The sequence below is a fragment of the Sphingomonas hengshuiensis genome (assembly GCF_000935025.1).
GTDB classification, from domain to species: domain Bacteria; phylum Pseudomonadota; class Alphaproteobacteria; order Sphingomonadales; family Sphingomonadaceae; genus Sphingomonas; species Sphingomonas hengshuiensis.
Genome location: NZ_CP010836.1, coordinates 2546058 through 2561375, shown reverse-complemented (window position 1 = coordinate 2561375; position 15318 = coordinate 2546058). Strand labels below are relative to the sequence as shown.

At 66.7% G+C, this 15318-nt stretch carries 15 protein-coding genes; 5 read left to right on the top strand and 10 right to left on the bottom strand.

Features of this window, described 5'->3' with window-relative positions; all coding sequences use genetic code 11:
* Positions 1–130: 130 nt before the first annotated feature.
* The 4 genes from TS85_RS11255 (at position 131) to TS85_RS11240 (ending at position 5391) form a co-directional block, all read left to right on the top strand.
* Complete coding sequence (locus TS85_RS11255) at positions 131–1201, top strand: LacI family DNA-binding transcriptional regulator (protein ID WP_077228566.1); 1071 nt, start codon at positions 131–133, stop codon at positions 1199–1201.
* A gap of 86 nt (positions 1202–1287) precedes the next feature.
* Positions 1288–2718, top strand: a complete 1431-nt coding sequence (locus TS85_RS11250; protein ID WP_044332224.1) for a sugar porter family MFS transporter — start codon at positions 1288–1290, stop codon at positions 2716–2718.
* A gap of 144 nt (positions 2719–2862) precedes the next feature.
* The gene (locus TS85_RS11245; protein WP_044332223.1) at positions 2863–4638 is read left to right on the top strand and encodes an IlvD/Edd family dehydratase; all 1776 of its coding nucleotides are present in this window, start codon (positions 2863–2865) and stop codon (positions 4636–4638) included.
* 66 nt (positions 4639–4704) lie between these two features.
* Complete coding sequence (locus TS85_RS11240) at positions 4705–5391, top strand: GNAT family N-acetyltransferase (protein WP_044332222.1); 687 nt, start codon at positions 4705–4707, stop codon at positions 5389–5391.
* On the opposite strand, the gene TS85_RS11235 is transcribed toward TS85_RS11240, so the two are convergent.
* Both TS85_RS11235 and TS85_RS25385 read right to left on the bottom strand, forming a co-directional pair.
* A complete protein-coding gene (locus tag TS85_RS11235) occupies positions 5392–6078 on the bottom strand; it encodes a CDP-alcohol phosphatidyltransferase family protein (protein WP_044332221.1) in 687 nt (228 codons plus the stop codon). It abuts the gene before it with no gap.
* Between the two features lie 67 nt (positions 6079–6145).
* A complete protein-coding gene (locus TS85_RS25385) occupies positions 6146–6286 on the bottom strand; it encodes a hypothetical protein (protein ID WP_155006377.1) in 141 nt (46 codons plus the stop codon).
* Between TS85_RS25385 and TS85_RS11230 the strand changes: the two genes are divergently transcribed.
* Entirely contained in the window at positions 6285–6914 is a 630-nt protein-coding gene (locus tag TS85_RS11230; RefSeq protein WP_044332220.1) for a TetR/AcrR family transcriptional regulator, read from the top strand. The genes TS85_RS25385 and TS85_RS11230 overlap by 2 nt on opposite strands.
* A 13-nt stretch (positions 6915–6927) precedes the next feature.
* Here the strand turns inward: TS85_RS11230 and TS85_RS11225 are convergent, their stop codons facing one another.
* The 8 genes from TS85_RS11225 to TS85_RS11190 form a co-directional block, all read right to left on the bottom strand.
* On the bottom strand, positions 6928–7818 hold the full coding sequence (locus TS85_RS11225; RefSeq protein ID WP_044332219.1) for an SMP-30/gluconolactonase/LRE family protein: 891 nt from the start codon (positions 7816–7818) through the stop codon (positions 6928–6930).
* Position 7819: 1 nt separating this feature from the next.
* Positions 7820–8617 carry an SDR family NAD(P)-dependent oxidoreductase gene (locus tag TS85_RS11220; RefSeq protein WP_077228565.1) on the bottom strand — a complete coding sequence of 266 codons (798 nt, stop codon included), beginning with the start codon at positions 8615–8617 and terminating at the stop codon, positions 7820–7822.
* Between the two features lie 78 nt (positions 8618–8695).
* Positions 8696–9802, bottom strand: a complete 1107-nt coding sequence (locus TS85_RS11215) for a fumarylacetoacetate hydrolase family protein (RefSeq protein ID WP_077228564.1) — start codon at positions 9800–9802, stop codon at positions 8696–8698.
* A 129-nt stretch (positions 9803–9931) separates the two neighbouring features.
* Positions 9932–10588 carry a dTMP kinase gene (locus tag TS85_RS11210; protein WP_044332216.1) on the bottom strand — a complete coding sequence of 219 codons (657 nt, stop codon included), beginning with the start codon at positions 10586–10588 and terminating at the stop codon, positions 9932–9934.
* A 50-nt stretch (positions 10589–10638) separates the two neighbouring features.
* A complete protein-coding gene (locus TS85_RS11205; RefSeq protein WP_155006376.1) occupies positions 10639–12264 on the bottom strand; it encodes a putative bifunctional diguanylate cyclase/phosphodiesterase in 1626 nt (541 codons plus the stop codon).
* 81 nt (positions 12265–12345) lie between these two features.
* Complete coding sequence (locus tag TS85_RS11200) at positions 12346–13497, bottom strand: helix-turn-helix domain-containing protein (RefSeq protein WP_044332215.1); 1152 nt, start codon at positions 13495–13497, stop codon at positions 12346–12348.
* A gap of 87 nt (positions 13498–13584) precedes the next feature.
* The gene (locus tag TS85_RS11195; protein WP_044332214.1) at positions 13585–14103 is read right to left on the bottom strand and encodes a hypothetical protein; all 519 of its coding nucleotides are present in this window, start codon (positions 14101–14103) and stop codon (positions 13585–13587) included.
* A gap of 66 nt (positions 14104–14169) precedes the next feature.
* Entirely contained in the window at positions 14170–15213 is a 1044-nt protein-coding gene (locus TS85_RS11190; protein ID WP_044332213.1) for a sigma factor-like helix-turn-helix DNA-binding protein, read from the bottom strand.
* Between the last annotated feature and the right edge of the window lie 105 nt (positions 15214–15318).

Here is a 15318-nt window from a genome sequence, read left to right as displayed (position 1 = left end):
CGTGCGGTGGCAGGCACCGTCTGAATTTTGGTAGCGCTATCATCTATAAAGGCCGTGGCTCGCGCGGGTCAACCGACGTGATTTGCATTCTGCCTCGGTCAAACCTATTCCTCCGCCCTCAGGGAGTGGGATGAGCAAACCAAGTCGCAGAAGCCGGGGCACCGTCACCGTGCAGGATGTCGCCCGCGCCGCGGGTGTGTCTGCGATGACCGTGTCGCGCGTTGTCAATGGCGGCGAGAATGTTCGCGAATCGACTCGCGTCGCCGTGCTGGAGGCGATCGCCCAGCTCAATTACTCCCCCAACAGCGCCGCGCGCAGCCTGGCGGCGGGGGACGCCACGCAGATCGGGCTGCTATACTCCAATCCGTCCGCCGCCTATCTCTCGCAATTCCTGATCGGCGCGCTGGCCGCGGCGCGGCGCGCGGGATGCCATCTGGTGCTCGAAGCCTGTGAGAGCGACCGGCCCGAGGAACAGGCCGAGGCGACGCGCAGCTTTGCATCGACCAGCGTCGAGGGCGTGATCCTGCCGCCGCCGCTCTCCGAAGTCGCGCCGGTGCGCGCCGAGCTGGATGCAGCGGGCCTGCCCTGGGTATCGGTGGCGATGGGGTTGGCGCCCGAGCGCAGCCTGAACGTGCGGATCGACGATTTCGAAGCCGCTGGGGCGATGACCCGGCACCTGCTCGACCTGGGGCATCGCCGGATCGGCTTCATCCGCGGTAACCCCAACCAGTCGTCGAGCACCGAACGCTTTCGCGGTTTTGCCGCTGCGCTCGACCAGGCCGGAATCGATGTCGCCGCGATGCCGGTGGAGCAGGGTTATTTCACCTTTCGATCGGGGATCGTCGCCGCCGAACGGCTGCTCGACGCGGCGCATCCGCCGACGGCGATCTTTGCCAGCAACGACGATATGGCCGCGGCGGCAGTGGGCGTCGCGCATCGCCGCGGGCTCCACGTGCCGCAGGATGTGAGCATCGTCGGGTTCGACGATACCTCGCTCGCCACGACGATCTGGCCCGAACTGACCACGGTGCGCCAGCCGATCGCGACGATGGCCGAGACCGCGCTGACCCTGCTCCTCGCCCGCATCCGTGCGCGGCGTACCGCAAGCGGCGCGGAGCTGGAGGAACAGGTGCTCGCACACGAGCTGATCGTTCGCGAATCCTCGGGGCGCCCGGCCGGTGGCGCAGGCGAAACAGGCTGAACGCGCGACTTGCTTTTCGGTGCGGCACACGTCACCGTTACCGCTAACAGCCCGGCTTTCCGTTCGGGCACTGGAGAGGACTGGGGATGAATCATACGGCAGAGAGGGCCAATATCGGCCTTATCGGGGCGATCGTCGCGGTGGCGACGATCGGGGGGTTGTTGTTTGGTTATGACAGCGGCGCGGTCAACGGCACGCAGGAGGGGCTGAAGGCGGCTTTCCTGCTGGACGATGCCGGGCTCGGCTTTACGGTCGGCTCGCTGCTGATCGGTTGCTTCATCGGCGCTTTTTTCGCGGGAACCCTGGCTGACAGCGTTGGCCGACGCAATGTCATGCGGCTGGCGGCGGTTCTGTTCCTGGCTGGTGCGCTGGTCCAGGGATTCGCGCACGATCACACCCTGTTCGTCCTCGCCCGCGTCGTTGGCGGCATGGCGGTGGGCGCCGCATCGGTGCTGTCGCCTGCCTATATCTCCGAAGTCGCCCCAGCGAACATCCGCGGGCGGATGACCACCGTCCAGCAGATCATGATCATCACCGGGCTGACCGCAGCGTTCTTCGCCAATTATTATCTGGCGCAGGCTGCTGCGCGCCCCGATGTGGCTGGTGACGTTCCCTCGCTCAACCCGTTGTGGCTGGGGATCGAGGCTTGGCGCTGGATGTATCTGATGCAGGCGCTGCCCGCAGTCGTCTTCCTTATCGCGCTGTATTTCATCCCGGAAAGCCCCCGCTACCTCGTCGCCAAGGGCCGCAACGAACAGGCGCTGCACGTGCTGAACAGTCTGTTCGGGCCTAAGGAAGGCGCGGTGAAGCTGACTGAGATCCAGGGCAGCTTCTCGCACGATCACCGTCCGCGTCTTTCGGACGTCCTTGCCCCTGGCGGCTTCCTGGGGGTGCGCTCGATCGTTTGGGCCGGGCTGCTGCTTGCTGTGTTCCAGCAGCTCGTCGGTATCAACGTGATCTTCTATTATGGCGCGACGCTGTGGCAGGCTGCCGGCTTCTCTGAATCCGAAGCGATGATGACCAACATCATCTCGGGCAGCATCTCGATCGTCGCGTGTTTCGTAACGGTCGGCCTGGTCGACAAGATCGGGCGCAAGCCATTGTTGTTGATCGGATCGGCCGGCATGGCCGTGACGCTCTTCACCATGGTCTACGCCTTTTCCACAGGCACGGTCGAAAACGGCACGCTGGTACTGCCGGGCAATATGGGGCAGGTCGCGGTGGTCGCCGCGCTGGCCTATTCCGCGTTTTTCAACATCAGTTGGGGCCCCGTCATGTGGGTGATGCTGGGCGAGATGTTCCCGAACCAGCTTCGCGGTTCCGCGTTGGCGGTGTGCGGCTTTGCGCAATGGTTCGCGAATTATCTGGTCGCACAGTCGTTCCCGGTGATGCTGGGTACGATCGGGCTTGCCTATAGCTACAGCTTCTATGCCGTGTGTGCCGCGATCAGCTTCTTCCTGGTCCAGCGTTTCATCAAGGAAACCAAGGGCAAGGAACTGGAAGCGATGGAAGGGTAACGAAGGCAATCCCCTCCTCTATCGCTCCCCTCCCGCTTGCGGGAGGGGCTGGGGGAGGGGACATCGGATCAGGTGGGAGACGGCGGTTCCAGCCCCTCCCCCGACCCCTCCCGCAAGCGGAAGGGGAGTTTTTTGTGAGGTATCATGACCCGTACCCCCGTCCGCCCTTTCCGATCGCGCGAGTGGTTCGCGGCGCCGGGCCGTAGCGACATGGCGGCGCTCTATCTGGAGCGTTTCATGAACTATGGCATCACGCCCGAGGAGCTGACCTCGGGCAAGCCGATCATCGGCATCGCGCAATCGGGCAGCGACATTGCGCCGTGCAACCGCATCCACCTGGAGACGGTGAAGCGCGCGCGGGCGGGCATATTGGCGGCGGGGGGCATCCCGATGGAGTTCCCGCTCCACCCGATCTTCGAGAATTGCCGCCGGCCCACGGCGGCGCTGGACCGCAACCTCGCCTATCTGGGGCTGGTCGAGATCCTCAACGGCTATCCGATCGATGCGGTGATCCTGACTACCGGCTGCGACAAGACCACGCCGTCATCGCTGATGGCCGCCTCCACGGTCGACATCCCCGCGATCGTGCTGTCGGGCGGGCCGATGCTCGATGGCTGGCATGAAGGCGAGCTGGTCGGATCGGGCACCGTCATCTGGCGCAGCCGCCGCAAGATGGCGGCGGGCGAGATCGACGAGGCCGAGTTCCTGCGCCGCGCGATGGAAAGCGCGCCGTCGTCGGGCCATTGCAACACGATGGGCACCGCCTCGACGATGAACAGCATCGCCGAGGGGCTGGGGATGAGCCTGCCCGGCTGCGCGATGATCCCCGCGCCGTACCGCGAGCGCGGCCAGATCGCCTATGAGACCGGCAAGCGCATCGTCGACATGGCCTATGACGATCTGCGCCCGTCCACGATCCTGTCGAAGCAGAGCTTCCTCAATGCGATCAAGCTGCTGACCGCGATCGGCGGATCGACCAACGCGCAGCCGCATCTGGTCGCGATGGCGGCGCATGCGGGCATCGAGATCACGCCCGAGGACTGGATGACCGGCTATGACCTGCCGCTGATCGTCAACATGCAGCCCGCGGGCAAATTCCTGTCCGAGCGTTTCCACCGCGCGGGCGGCATCCCCGCGGTGCTCAACGTGCTGATCGAGGCCGGGGTGATCGACGGCAGCGTCGCGACCTGCACGGGCCGCACGATGGCCGAGAATGTCGCCGACGCGCGCATCCTCGATCCCGAAGTCATCTTCCCCTATGACGCGCCGCTGCTGGAGAAGGCCGGGTTCCTGGTGCTCAAGGGCAATCTCTTCGACATGGCGATCATGAAGACCAGCGTGATCTCCCCCGATTTCCGCGCGCGCTATCTGTCGCAGCCGGGGCGCGAGGGCGTGTTCGAGGGGCGCGCGATCGTGTTCGACGGATCGGACGATTACCACCACCGGATCAATGATCCCGCGCTCGGCATCGACGTCGATTGCATCCTCGTCATCCGCGGCGCCGGCCCGCTCGGCTGGCCCGGTTCGGCCGAAGTCGTCAACATGCAGCCGCCCGATCACCTGATCCAACAGGGTATCATGAGCCTGCCGACGCTGGGCGACGGGCGCCAGTCGGGGACGTCGGACAGCCCCTCGATCCTCAACGCCTCGCCCGAGAGCGCGGCGGGGGGCGGGCTGGCCTGGCTGCGCACCGGCGACACGATCCGCATCGACCTCAACGCCGGCACCTGCGACGCGCTGGTCGAGGCCGACGAGATTGCGCGCCGCAAGGCCGAGCCCGCGCCGCCGATCCCCGAGAGCGCGACGCCGTGGGAAGAACTGTACCGCGAGAAGGTCGGCCAACTCGGCGAGGGCGGGGTGCTCGACTTCGCGCTCAAATATCGCCGGACGAGCGAGAAGGTGCCGCGCCACAATCACTGACCGGTGAAGGGCTTTGGCCGCACGAAGCGGTATGACGTGCGGCCCGCGCTACGATAGCATCCTGGGATGACGAACCGCGCGCATCCGCTCGACCGGCCCGCCTGGGCCGCGCTCCACACCCGCCAGGCGGGGCTCGCGCAGGGGGAAGGCGCGGCACTGCGCTTCGATCCGGGCTATGCGATCTTTGCTGCGGTCGGGGATCATGCCCCGCATTCGCTCGACGCGCTGGGCGCGCTCGTCCGGGCGACGGGGCCGGCGATCGTGATGCAGCGCGACGCACTGCCGCCGGTGCCGGGCACGCGGGTGGAGAGCGCGAGGGCGGGCGTGCAGATGGTCGCCGAGGCGCTCGCGCCGGCTGCGGCCCCGCTGGAGCCGTTGGCGCTGGGCGATGCCGACGCGCCGGAGATGTTCGCGCTGGCGATGCTCACCCGGCCCGGCCCGTTCTTCGCCAACACCCATAGGCTGGGCAGCTTCATCGGCGTCCGTGAAGGCGGCAGGCTGGTCGCGATGGCGGGCGAGCGGCTGCGGCTCGAGGGCTATGGCGAAGTCAGCGCCGTGTGTACCCACCCCGATTTTCGCGGGCGCGGGCTGGCGGGGGCGCTGATGCGAGTCGTTGCGGGACGGATGCTCGCGCGCGGCGAGCAACCCTTTCTCCACGCCTATGCCGACAATCCCGGCGCCATCGCGCTGTACGAATCGCTGGGCTTTCGGCTGCGGTGCGGCGTCGTGGTGACGGTGCTCGCGCCCGAGTGATCAGGCGCGCTTGACGTCGATCAGGGCAAGCCGCTTCGCCGTCACCAGCGTCTGTCCCACGAACAGCCCGATCAGCAGCGTGGCGACCCCGCCGACGAACAGGTCGAACCCCGAAAATTCGGGGAAGACCATGCGATCCGGCCCCAGCGTCATCATCAATATGGTCATGGTGATGAGCACGAAGCGGATCTCGGTCGGCCCCGCGGCGAGATAGGAGAGCTTGAGTTCGCCCAGCACGCGGGCCGACAGATAGGCGTGGATCGACATCAGCAGATAGCCTGCGAGCGCGAGCAGCGCGACGTCCACCCGCACGAAGGGGCTGAAGCCTATCCCTGCGAGGATCAGCAATGTCGCGATTCCGTCACAACTATGATCTAGAAAATATCCGTAGGAGGGGCGCTCGATTCGGCGATAGCGCGCAAGGCTTCCGTCCAGTGAGTCGCCGAACCATTGGATGAAATAGCCTGCCAGTGCGAGCCAGAGCCATTTGGGGCTGGCGATGCTGGCGGCGTATCCTGCGAAGATCGCAAAGGCGCCGGCCACGCCTAGCGCGGTCAGTTTGTCAGGCGTCACCCAACGCGGCAGATGGCTGCAAAGCCACGTCAAAAGTCTGCGTTCCGAGGATGCTAGAATATTCTTCTGTATTCTCGAAATCGGGCGCGGCGCACTGCCAGGCAAAATCTCCATGTCGCCTTATCTGCCTTAGTGCGTCGATGCGCAAGGCGGCGTGCGACAGGCTGCGGTCGCGGTTTGATTAAATCGTTCCGCCATAGCCGAGGATCGAAAACGGGCAGATGTCGGGTAGCCGACGGCAATAGCGCGAGCGCCCACCGTATTTCCCCGAAATGACGCTGTTCACCGTGCGGTGATACTCGGTCGCCAAGGGGAATGGCATGAAACGCGAAGATATTCCGAAGGACCGCCCGCGCGATCCGGTCCGCACGCGCGGCGTGATATTGTCGGCGGCGAAGGACGTGCTTGCCGAGCGGGGGTTTGCGACCTGGGGCGTCAACGTGATCGCCCGCGCATCGGGCTATGACAAGCAGATGATCTACCGCCATTTCGGCGGGATGGACGGGCTTGCGGAGGCCGTGGGCGAGGATGTTGCCGCCGCGCTGGAGGCGGCGCTGTCCGCGCGCGCCTATGCAACGCCGCCGCGCTCCTATGCCGAGCTTATGTCGCGCCTCGCGATCGCGCTGCTCGACGCGCTGCGCGGCAATCGGCTGGCCCAGCGAATCCTGGCCTGGGAACTGGCCGACCCGGGGCCGCTGGCGACGCGCTTCGCCACCGCGCGCGACCGCGCCTTGTCGCAATGGATCACGCGCGAGAAGGGGACGATCAATCGGCCGCCGGGTGTGGACGCGCCGATGCTCAACGTCTTCATGATCGCGGGCGTCCAGCAACTGGTGCTCGCCGCGGCATCGAGCGGGCGGTTCCTCGGGATCGACCTGCGCGACGAGGCGGGGTGGGAACGCGCGCGGGCGGGCATCGCCGCGATGGCAGAGGCAATCTACCGCGGGTGAGGCTCGCGCGCCGTCAGACGCCTTCGCGGATCAGCGTGCCGGGCAGGCCGGGGACGTCGACCGTGAAGCGGAACAGGTCGCCGGCATGCGGCTCGCTTTCCAGTTCGATCACCGAGCAATGCTTGTTCGCGGTGGTGGCGAACACCGTCTTGAGATCGGGGCCGCCGAACGCGATCTTGGTGATCGCGCTCACCGGGAAGCGCACGGTTTCGAGCAGTTCGCCCGCGGGCGAATAGCGGCGGACCGACCAGCCCTTGTACAGCCCGATCCACACACAGCCCTCGGCATCGACCGCGGGGCCGTCGGGATAGCCGTCCTCGTTCGGAATCCGCGCGAATTCGCGGCGGTTCACCAGCATCCCCGCCTCGTCGACGTCGCAGGCATAGACGATGCCCCCCAGCGTATCGACATGGTAGAGCGTCCGGCCATCGGGGCTGAGCGCGGGGCCGTTGGTGATCGAGACGCGCGGGCTGGTGGGTACGCACACGCTGTCGGCGCCCAGCCGGTAGATCGTGCCGGTGGCGTCGGCCTCGGCATCGTCCATACTGCCGAACCACAGGCGGCCCTGCGGATCGACCGTGGCGTCGTTGAGCCGGTTGCCGGGCAGATCGGGTTCGGGCGCGACGATCGGCAGGAAGCTGCCGTCGCGCTCGTCGAACTTCGCGAGCCCCGATTGGAGCCCCGCGACGAAGCCGCCGGCTTCGATGGGCAGGACGAAGCCGATCTGCCCCGGCGCGTCCCAGCTGCGCGGCGAGTCGCTCTGCGGATCGAAGCGGTGGATCTTGTGGCTCTTGATGTCGACGAACCACAAGGCGGCGTCGCGCGCGACCCACACCGGCCCTTCGAGCAGCGGGCCGCCAAGCTGCCAGACGCTGACCGGCTCGGACGTCGCTACGTTGGTCATCTTATCTCCAGCCTGCATCCACGAAATATTCGTGCCCCGTTACCAGCCGAGCGTCGTCGGAGGCAAGGAACAGCGCCATCGCGGCGATGTCGTCGGGGACCAGCCGTCCTTTCAGGCACTGCGCGGCGACGATCTCCGCCTCGCCCTCGGGCGTGTACCATTTCATCTGGCGCGGGGTCTTCACATTGCCGGGGACGATGCACACCGAACGGATATTGTCCCCGCCCAGTTCGCGCGCGAAGCTGCGCGTCATGCCTTCGATCCCGGCCTTGCACGTCTGGTAGAGCGTGAGTTCCTCGAGCGCGAGGTGCCAGGAGATCGAGCCGAGGTTGATGATCACCCCCGCCTGCTTGTCCTTCATCCCCGGGATCACCGCCTGCGCGACGAAAAACAGATGCTTCAGGTTCACCGCGATGCGGTTCTCCCAATAGGCTTCGGTGACTTCCTCGATCGAATGACGGTCGTCATTCGCGGCGTTGTTGATCAATATGTCGAACGCGCCGTGATCCTCGATCAGCCCGGCGATGAGCGACTGCACGCTCTTCACATCGGTAAGGTCGGCATGCTTGAAGATCGGGGCGATCTCGGCACCGGCAAGGCTGTCGACCAGCGCCTGTGAATCGGACTCGGCGATGTCGAAAAAGGTGACGTCGGCGCCCTGACGCACGAAACCCTCGACCAGCCCGGCGCCGATCCCCGATCCGCCGCCGCTGATCAGCACGCGCTTGCCGCGCAGGCTGGGGTAGGTTGCCCGGCGGTCGCCCGAAAGCGTGGCGTGCATGGGATCAGCGTCGGACATGGGATCGGGATACCTGAACAGAAAAGGATAGGGCGCGCCACGGGGCGCTATGAGGAAGTGCGCGCAGCGGCGCGGCGATCATGCCAGCAGGCCGCGCGCCGCCAGGTTGCGCATCAGGTCGCGGATGCCGAACGTCCAGGGCGCCGCCGCCTTGGACGTCGTCACGCGATTGACCAGCGCGCCCAGCTTCGGCGTCGAGATCGCGACGACGTCGCCATCCTTGTGCGTGAAGCCGCGGCCGGGATGGTCGCGATCCTGGACGGGCGCGAACAGCGTGCCCAGGAACAGCGCGAAACCGTCGGGATATTGATGCTCGCTCAGCGTCTGGCGGACGAGGTCCTCGGGATCGCGGCTGATCTGGCTCATCTTGTTGGTGCCGGTCAGGCGATAGCCCTCCGGCCCGTCGATGACGAGGTCGACTTCGGCCGAGCGGACATCGTCCATCGTGAAGCTGTCGTCGAACAGCCGGATGAACGGCCCAAGCGATGTCGAGGCGTTGTTATCCTTGGCCTTGCCGAGCAGCAGCGCGCTGCGCCCTTCGAAATCGCGCAGGTTGACGTCGTTGCCCAGGGTCGCGCCGCGGGGCACGCCGTCGCGGTCGACCACCAGCACGACTTCGGGCTCCGGGTTGTTCCAATCCGAATCCGACCGGATGCCGATATCGCCGCCCCATCCGATCGCGGAGAGCACGGGCGCCTTGGTGAACACCTCGGCATCGGGGCCGATCGCGACTTCCAGATATTGCGACCACATGCCGGCGTCGATCAGCGCGGCCTTCAGGCTGGCGGCATCGTCGCTGCCCGGGACGACCGAGCGGATGCCCGAGCCGACCTTGGCTTCCAGTTCGCCGCGGATCTCCGCCGCCTTGGCCGAATCGCCGCGCGCGCGCTCTTCGATCACGCGCTCGATCGCCGAGACCGCGAAGGTGACGCCGCACGCCTTGATGCACTGCAGGTCGACCGGCGCCAGCAACTGCGGCCCTTCGGGCGTGCCGAGCGCATCGGCGGCGCACAGCAATTCGCCCGCGATCGTCGCCGCGTCGCCGCGCTCGAGCAGGTCGGCGACCGTCGGCGCGGACTGCGACACGTCATAGACGTTGCCTCCGCGGACGACGACAGGGCAGGGCCCGGCGTCGCGCTGAACCCGACCGACGAGAATGGCCTGCGCATGATCGGCAGGCAGCAATGCTACAGGAGACGCTTTCAAATACCCTCTCGCCCAACAAATGGTGCTTTGATAGCGCTACCATGGTGTCAGGCAGGCGGCACTGTCAAGCAGGACGCAGCGTTAACGCAGGTAAGTCGCCCTAATGTTTCAGATATGCGCGATAATTTCATCCACGATAGCGGCGGGCGGACGCATCGCGCCGCCTTCGCTCGCGCGGACGACCCGCCACGGCCCCAGCAACGCCGCCGCCACCATCGATTCGTAATTGGCCCGCACGCGCTGCTGAAGCGCGATATCGGCCTCATAGGCGTCGAAGCTCTGGTCGGTGTAGCTGCGCTGTGCCTTTTGCAGGATCATCGCGCGGGCAAGCTCCCAGGGCGTATCGAGATAGATCGATAGCGCGGGCACCGGCAGCCCGAACTGCCCGGTTTCCAGCGCGGCGATCCACGCCATCATCGCGTCGGTGTCGCCACTCTGCATCCGCGCGGCCTGGTACGCCATGTTGGAGGCGATATAGCGGTCGAAGATGACCACGTCATGCGCCGCCAGCGCTTCCTGTATGCGCGGAAGCCATTCGAAGCGGTCGAGCGCATAGAGCACTGCGGCGGCGTGCGGCGTCACCGGCACGGGCACCTCACCGGCCAGGAAGCGCCCGATCGTCACCCCCGCCAAAGTCTCGCCATAGCGCGGAAACCCTATCACCGTCGCGCTGCGGCCCGCGGCGTTCAGCGCGTCGCACAGCCCGCGCGATGCGGTGTTCTTGCCGACGCCATCGGCGCCCTCGATCGCAACCAATTTGCCCATGCCGCCCTCCTAGCATGCGCTTCCGCGATGTCACGCCGGGCGTGGCGCGATCAGGTGCCGTAGCGTGCCGAGGCCTGGCCGATCGCGGGTTCGGCGATATGGACGGGCGGTTGCGCGTCGGTGCCATGGCCGGGATAGGCTCTCGACCGCGCGATCAGGAGTGCGGCAGCGGCATCGACGGGGCGGCTGAACAGATAGCCCTGGCCGAAATCGCAGCCGAGCAGCGCCAGCGCCGTCGCATTGTCGTCGGTCTCGATTCCCTCGGCAGTGACGGGCAGGCCCAATCCCTCGCTCAGGCTCAGGATCGCGCGGACGATCTGGCCATTCTCTTCGGCGTCCATGTCCTGGACGAAATTGCGATCGATCTTGATCCGATTGAACGCCAGTTCGCGCAGATGCTTGAGGCTGGCATAGCCGGTGCCGAAATCGTCGAGCGCGACCTGGATTCCGGCAGTTTTGAGCGACATCAGGATCGTGCGCGCGGCCTCCATATCCTGCACCAGCCGGTTCTCGGTGACCTCGACGATCAACCGGCCCGCGGGGAAGCCCGTGGTGCACAGGACCTGGAGGATGCGTTGCGCCAGCCACGGATCATTGAGCTGGAGCGGCGAGATGTTGACCGACAGCGTCAGGTGCTGGGGCCAGTGGCGCGCTTCGGCACAGGCCTTGCGAAGCACTGCGAACCCTAGATCCTGGATCATCCCGGCGTCCTCGGCGATCGGGATGAAGATGTCGGGCGCGATCAGCCCGCGATTGGGGTGCTTCCACCGCGCGAGCGCCTCGAACCCCGTCACTTCGCCCGACCTGAGCATCACGATCGGCTGGAAATAGGGGATGAATTCGCCGCGGTTGATCCCCGCATGCATGTCGAGTTCAAGCTGAGCGCGGTCGCGCATCTCGGCCTCCATCGCGGGCACGAACTCGCAACAGGAGGATCGCCCGGCGCGTTTGGCGCGGTACATCGCGAAATCGGCGGCGCCCAATATGTCCTCGGCGCTGCGGCTGCCCGGAGCGGCGGTGAGGACGCCGATCGAGGCGCTGACTTCCGCCAACCCGCCGCGCAACTGGATCGGCTTTGCAACCGCGTGCAGGATCGCCTCGGCCAGCTCCATGGGCAGTGCCGACCCCTCCGGATGACGGATCACGCAGGCGAATTCGTCGCCGCCCATCCGCGCGACCGCACCCCGTTCGCCGACCAGCTTCTGGATGCGATTGGCGATCGTGCAGAGCGCCAGGTCGCCGCCTTCATGGCCATAGGTATCGTTGATCGGCTTGAACCGGTCGAGATCGATCGCGAGCACGCTGATCATCGTCCCGGGCGTGATCGGGTGCAGCGCGGCGCCGATATAGGCGGTCAGCGAGCGTCGGTTGGACAGCCCGGTCAGCGCGTCATGATCGGCGAGCTGCTTGGCTTCCTGTTCGGCGGATCGGCGCATCCTCAATTCGGTGCGCAGCCGGCGTGTCCTGCGCAGGAGCAATCCGAGATAGAACAGGCCCGAGACCAGCAGCCCGAGCTCATATTCGTCGAGCTCGACAAATTCTGCGCCATGAATAAAATCGTGGAAGTGCTCGGACGCGTTGAATTGCCCGCCGATCATGCCGACCAGAAGGATCGGCAGCACCGCCACCAGGAGGTCGCGGCAGGAACTCCAGAGTCGACGCAATATGCGGGGCACGCACCTCTCCCGACGGCCCTGCGCCGCCTCCTCATATTATAGGAGGAGAGGCGGGGTGCGGAACTGCATGTGGACAGATACTTAGTCTAGGAAGATCGCACCGACCACCGCGGCCAGGCGCGCCGGATCGCAATCGTCGAGCGCGATTTCCAGGTCGGGATTGACGCTATAGCCGATCATGCGCCCGTCGCGCGACGAGCCGACCGACAATAGCCGCCACCCTTCGTCTTCCTTGAGCGCGGCCAGCCCGCCGGGGGCGGGGAAGCGATCGGGATCGACGATCGCTGTCGCCTGCGCAGGCAACCCCGCGCCCAGCGTCGCGCGGCATACTTTCAGCCCGAACGCATTCGGACCCGCCGCGGCGGGCGCTTCGACTCGGCGATCGGTGGCGGCGTCGGCGATCAATCCGTTGGCCAGCGGCGCGCCGCGCACCGCGATCATGCGGCGCTCATGCTGTGCGATCGGGAGCAGCGGGACCGTTGCTGGTGCGGGGGCCGCTGCCAGGCGCGGGGGCGGGGCGGCGTCGGGCTCGGCGCTTGGCGGTCCGCGCAACTCCGCTGCCAGTTCTGCGATCCGCATGCGGCTGCGCGCATGGCGCGCCGCGGGATCGGCGATCGCACCCAGGAACGGATCGAGCGTCCCGGCGCGGTGCCGGCCGTCGACCCAGGCGCGCAGGCCATGCTCGCTGGGCATGTCGAAAAGCCGGTACAGCGCCTGGCGTGTCGCGGCGTTCCAGCGCCCGAACGGCTTCTGCGCATTCTCCAGCCGCGAGAGATTGACCGGCGGCAGGCCGAAATCGCGTTCGATCCGCGCGATCGTGAGGTCCGGATCGCCGCTGCGCCGTGCGCGCAGCGCCGCCGCCAGCAATACCGCGAACCGCTCTTCATCGAGATCGACGCCTTCGCCATCGGCGAACGGCATCGCCCAGTTGGCAATGTCGAAACCGGGCTCATCGATGTCGAGCAACAGCTCGGCGGGCGGGATTTTGAGCGCCGCGGCGATCCTGCGCAGTTCGTCGGCGCGCGCGAAGACTTCGCCGCGTTCGATCTTCGACAACCGGATATAGGGGATTTCGGGGATCGCAGTCGAAAGCCGCAGCAATTTGGGGAAGCCGCGCCGCCGCCGCTGTTCGCGCACGCGGTTGGGAAACACATGCGCGCGGAAAGGGTCGATGGGCACGACTGCCCGCGCGGCGCTGATGCGCGTCTTACCCTTGTCCTCCAGCTTCACCATTGTCTTGGTCTCCGCGGCGCATCTCCCGATCGCTTTGAAGCCATGTCGAATTAATTTCTGGATAACGCAAGCGCGGCGGCTGTCCTTTTAATGGAGCCTTGTCGCCATAGTCGCTCCGCAAAGAAGCGCGCAGGGGCCGGTCGGGTCGAGCGGCACGATGGTAAGCAGCTGCGATTGCCCCGATGCCTGGCGTTCGAGCCAGCCCGGCGCCGACGGGGCGGGATGATCGGGGGCAAAGGCAACGCCGGTGCCGTCGGTGATCACCCCCAGCCCGGCGGGCGGGCTGGGCCAGCGGCCCGACAGATAGACCAGCAGCGCAGTCGCGACATCCTGTAGCGCGCCTTCGTCGCTGTCCTCGGGGCAATAGCCCGCAGGCGATGCGGAGATTTCGGCGACGAGGCCGAGGTCCTGGTGCCGCCACCAGAGCAAGCGCAATTCCCCCGCCGCGCTGATCTCGAGCCCCATGAACAGCTCCGGGCTTGGCAGCAGCGGTCGCGCACAGCGTGCGGTCTCCTGGGCAAGCTCGGTCAGCCGCCGGTTCGGGCGCGGCAATGTCCCCCAGTCCTGGCTGCCACCGCCGCCATTGCCGTCGATGTCGGTCCGCATAATCCCCCTCGGCGTCGCATCAGAGTATCGAATGACGGTTATAGGATCGTCTTGCGCCGCTCCGGCTCAGTGCAGCCCGGCGCTGGGCGGCACGGCGGCAAGGCGGATCGCCTCGACGCCTTCGGACGCAACGGGCGCAACGCTGGGCGTGCGCAGCTCGACGGGATCGATCGTGCGAACGCGCGCCAGCCGGTTGTGCGGCAGGCTGGCGTCGGGAAGCAGCGGCGCGAGGGTCGACGGCGCCGGCTGGCGGCGCTTTGCGGCGCGGACGCCGTATTCGGCCATCACTGCGAAGCGCGGATCGGCGGCGGCGATCTCGGCAATCGCCTTTGCGGCGCGCTTGGTGATCTGGCGGACGCGCTCCTTGGTGACGCCGGTCTCGGTCGACAGGTCGTCAAGAGTCGCGGTCTGGAACACGCGGCGGGCGACGATCTCGCGATCGCGCGACAGCTTGGCTTCGAGCTTCTCCAGCTCGGTCGGGTCGATCCCGTGCGTCGCGTGGCGCAGCCGCGGTCCTTCGCGGCGCAGCGCGGCTTCTTCGCGCTTGGGGCGCGGGCGGCGGCGGAGCGCTTCGACGCCGACTTGGCGGAGCTGGTCGACATAGGCGTCGATCAGCGAGTCGATCGCGCCGTCGGCGAGATAGTCGGATGCGGCGGCTTCGGTGCGGGCGAGGGCGTCTTCGTCCTCGATCATTGCCTCGGGCGACATTTCGTCGCCGTCGGGCGACAGGGCGATGGCGCTGAGCGAAACCGTGGTCGCCTCGACCTTCTTCGCCGAGGGGCGCTGGTCGGTCATCAGGCGGAAGCGCAGGCTCTGCAACTCGCCGCGGATCTGCCAGTTGACGAAGGTGGTGAACTGGGCCTTTTCGGGCTCATAGGCCTGGATCGCGCGGTGGACGGCAATCGCGCAGCACTGTTCGGCATCGTCCCAATGGCCGATCAGGCCGTACTGGCGGATGAAGTGGCGGATGCGCGGCGCGATCAGCTTCAGGATCTGCGCGAAGGCGCGATCGACGTTGACGCGCTGGCGGTTGGTCTGCGGCGCGTCCTTCGGGCTGTTCTCGAGAACGGCGGCGACGGCAGATTCTAGCGCGATCGTGATCTTAGACATTGCGGTGTGTCCCCCTGGTTGGACCTGGGTCCGCGGCACCAAAGCCGCTTCCCATGGACAGACATTGCGCATGGTCATCCTATCAGAAAGTTACCGGCGCCGTAT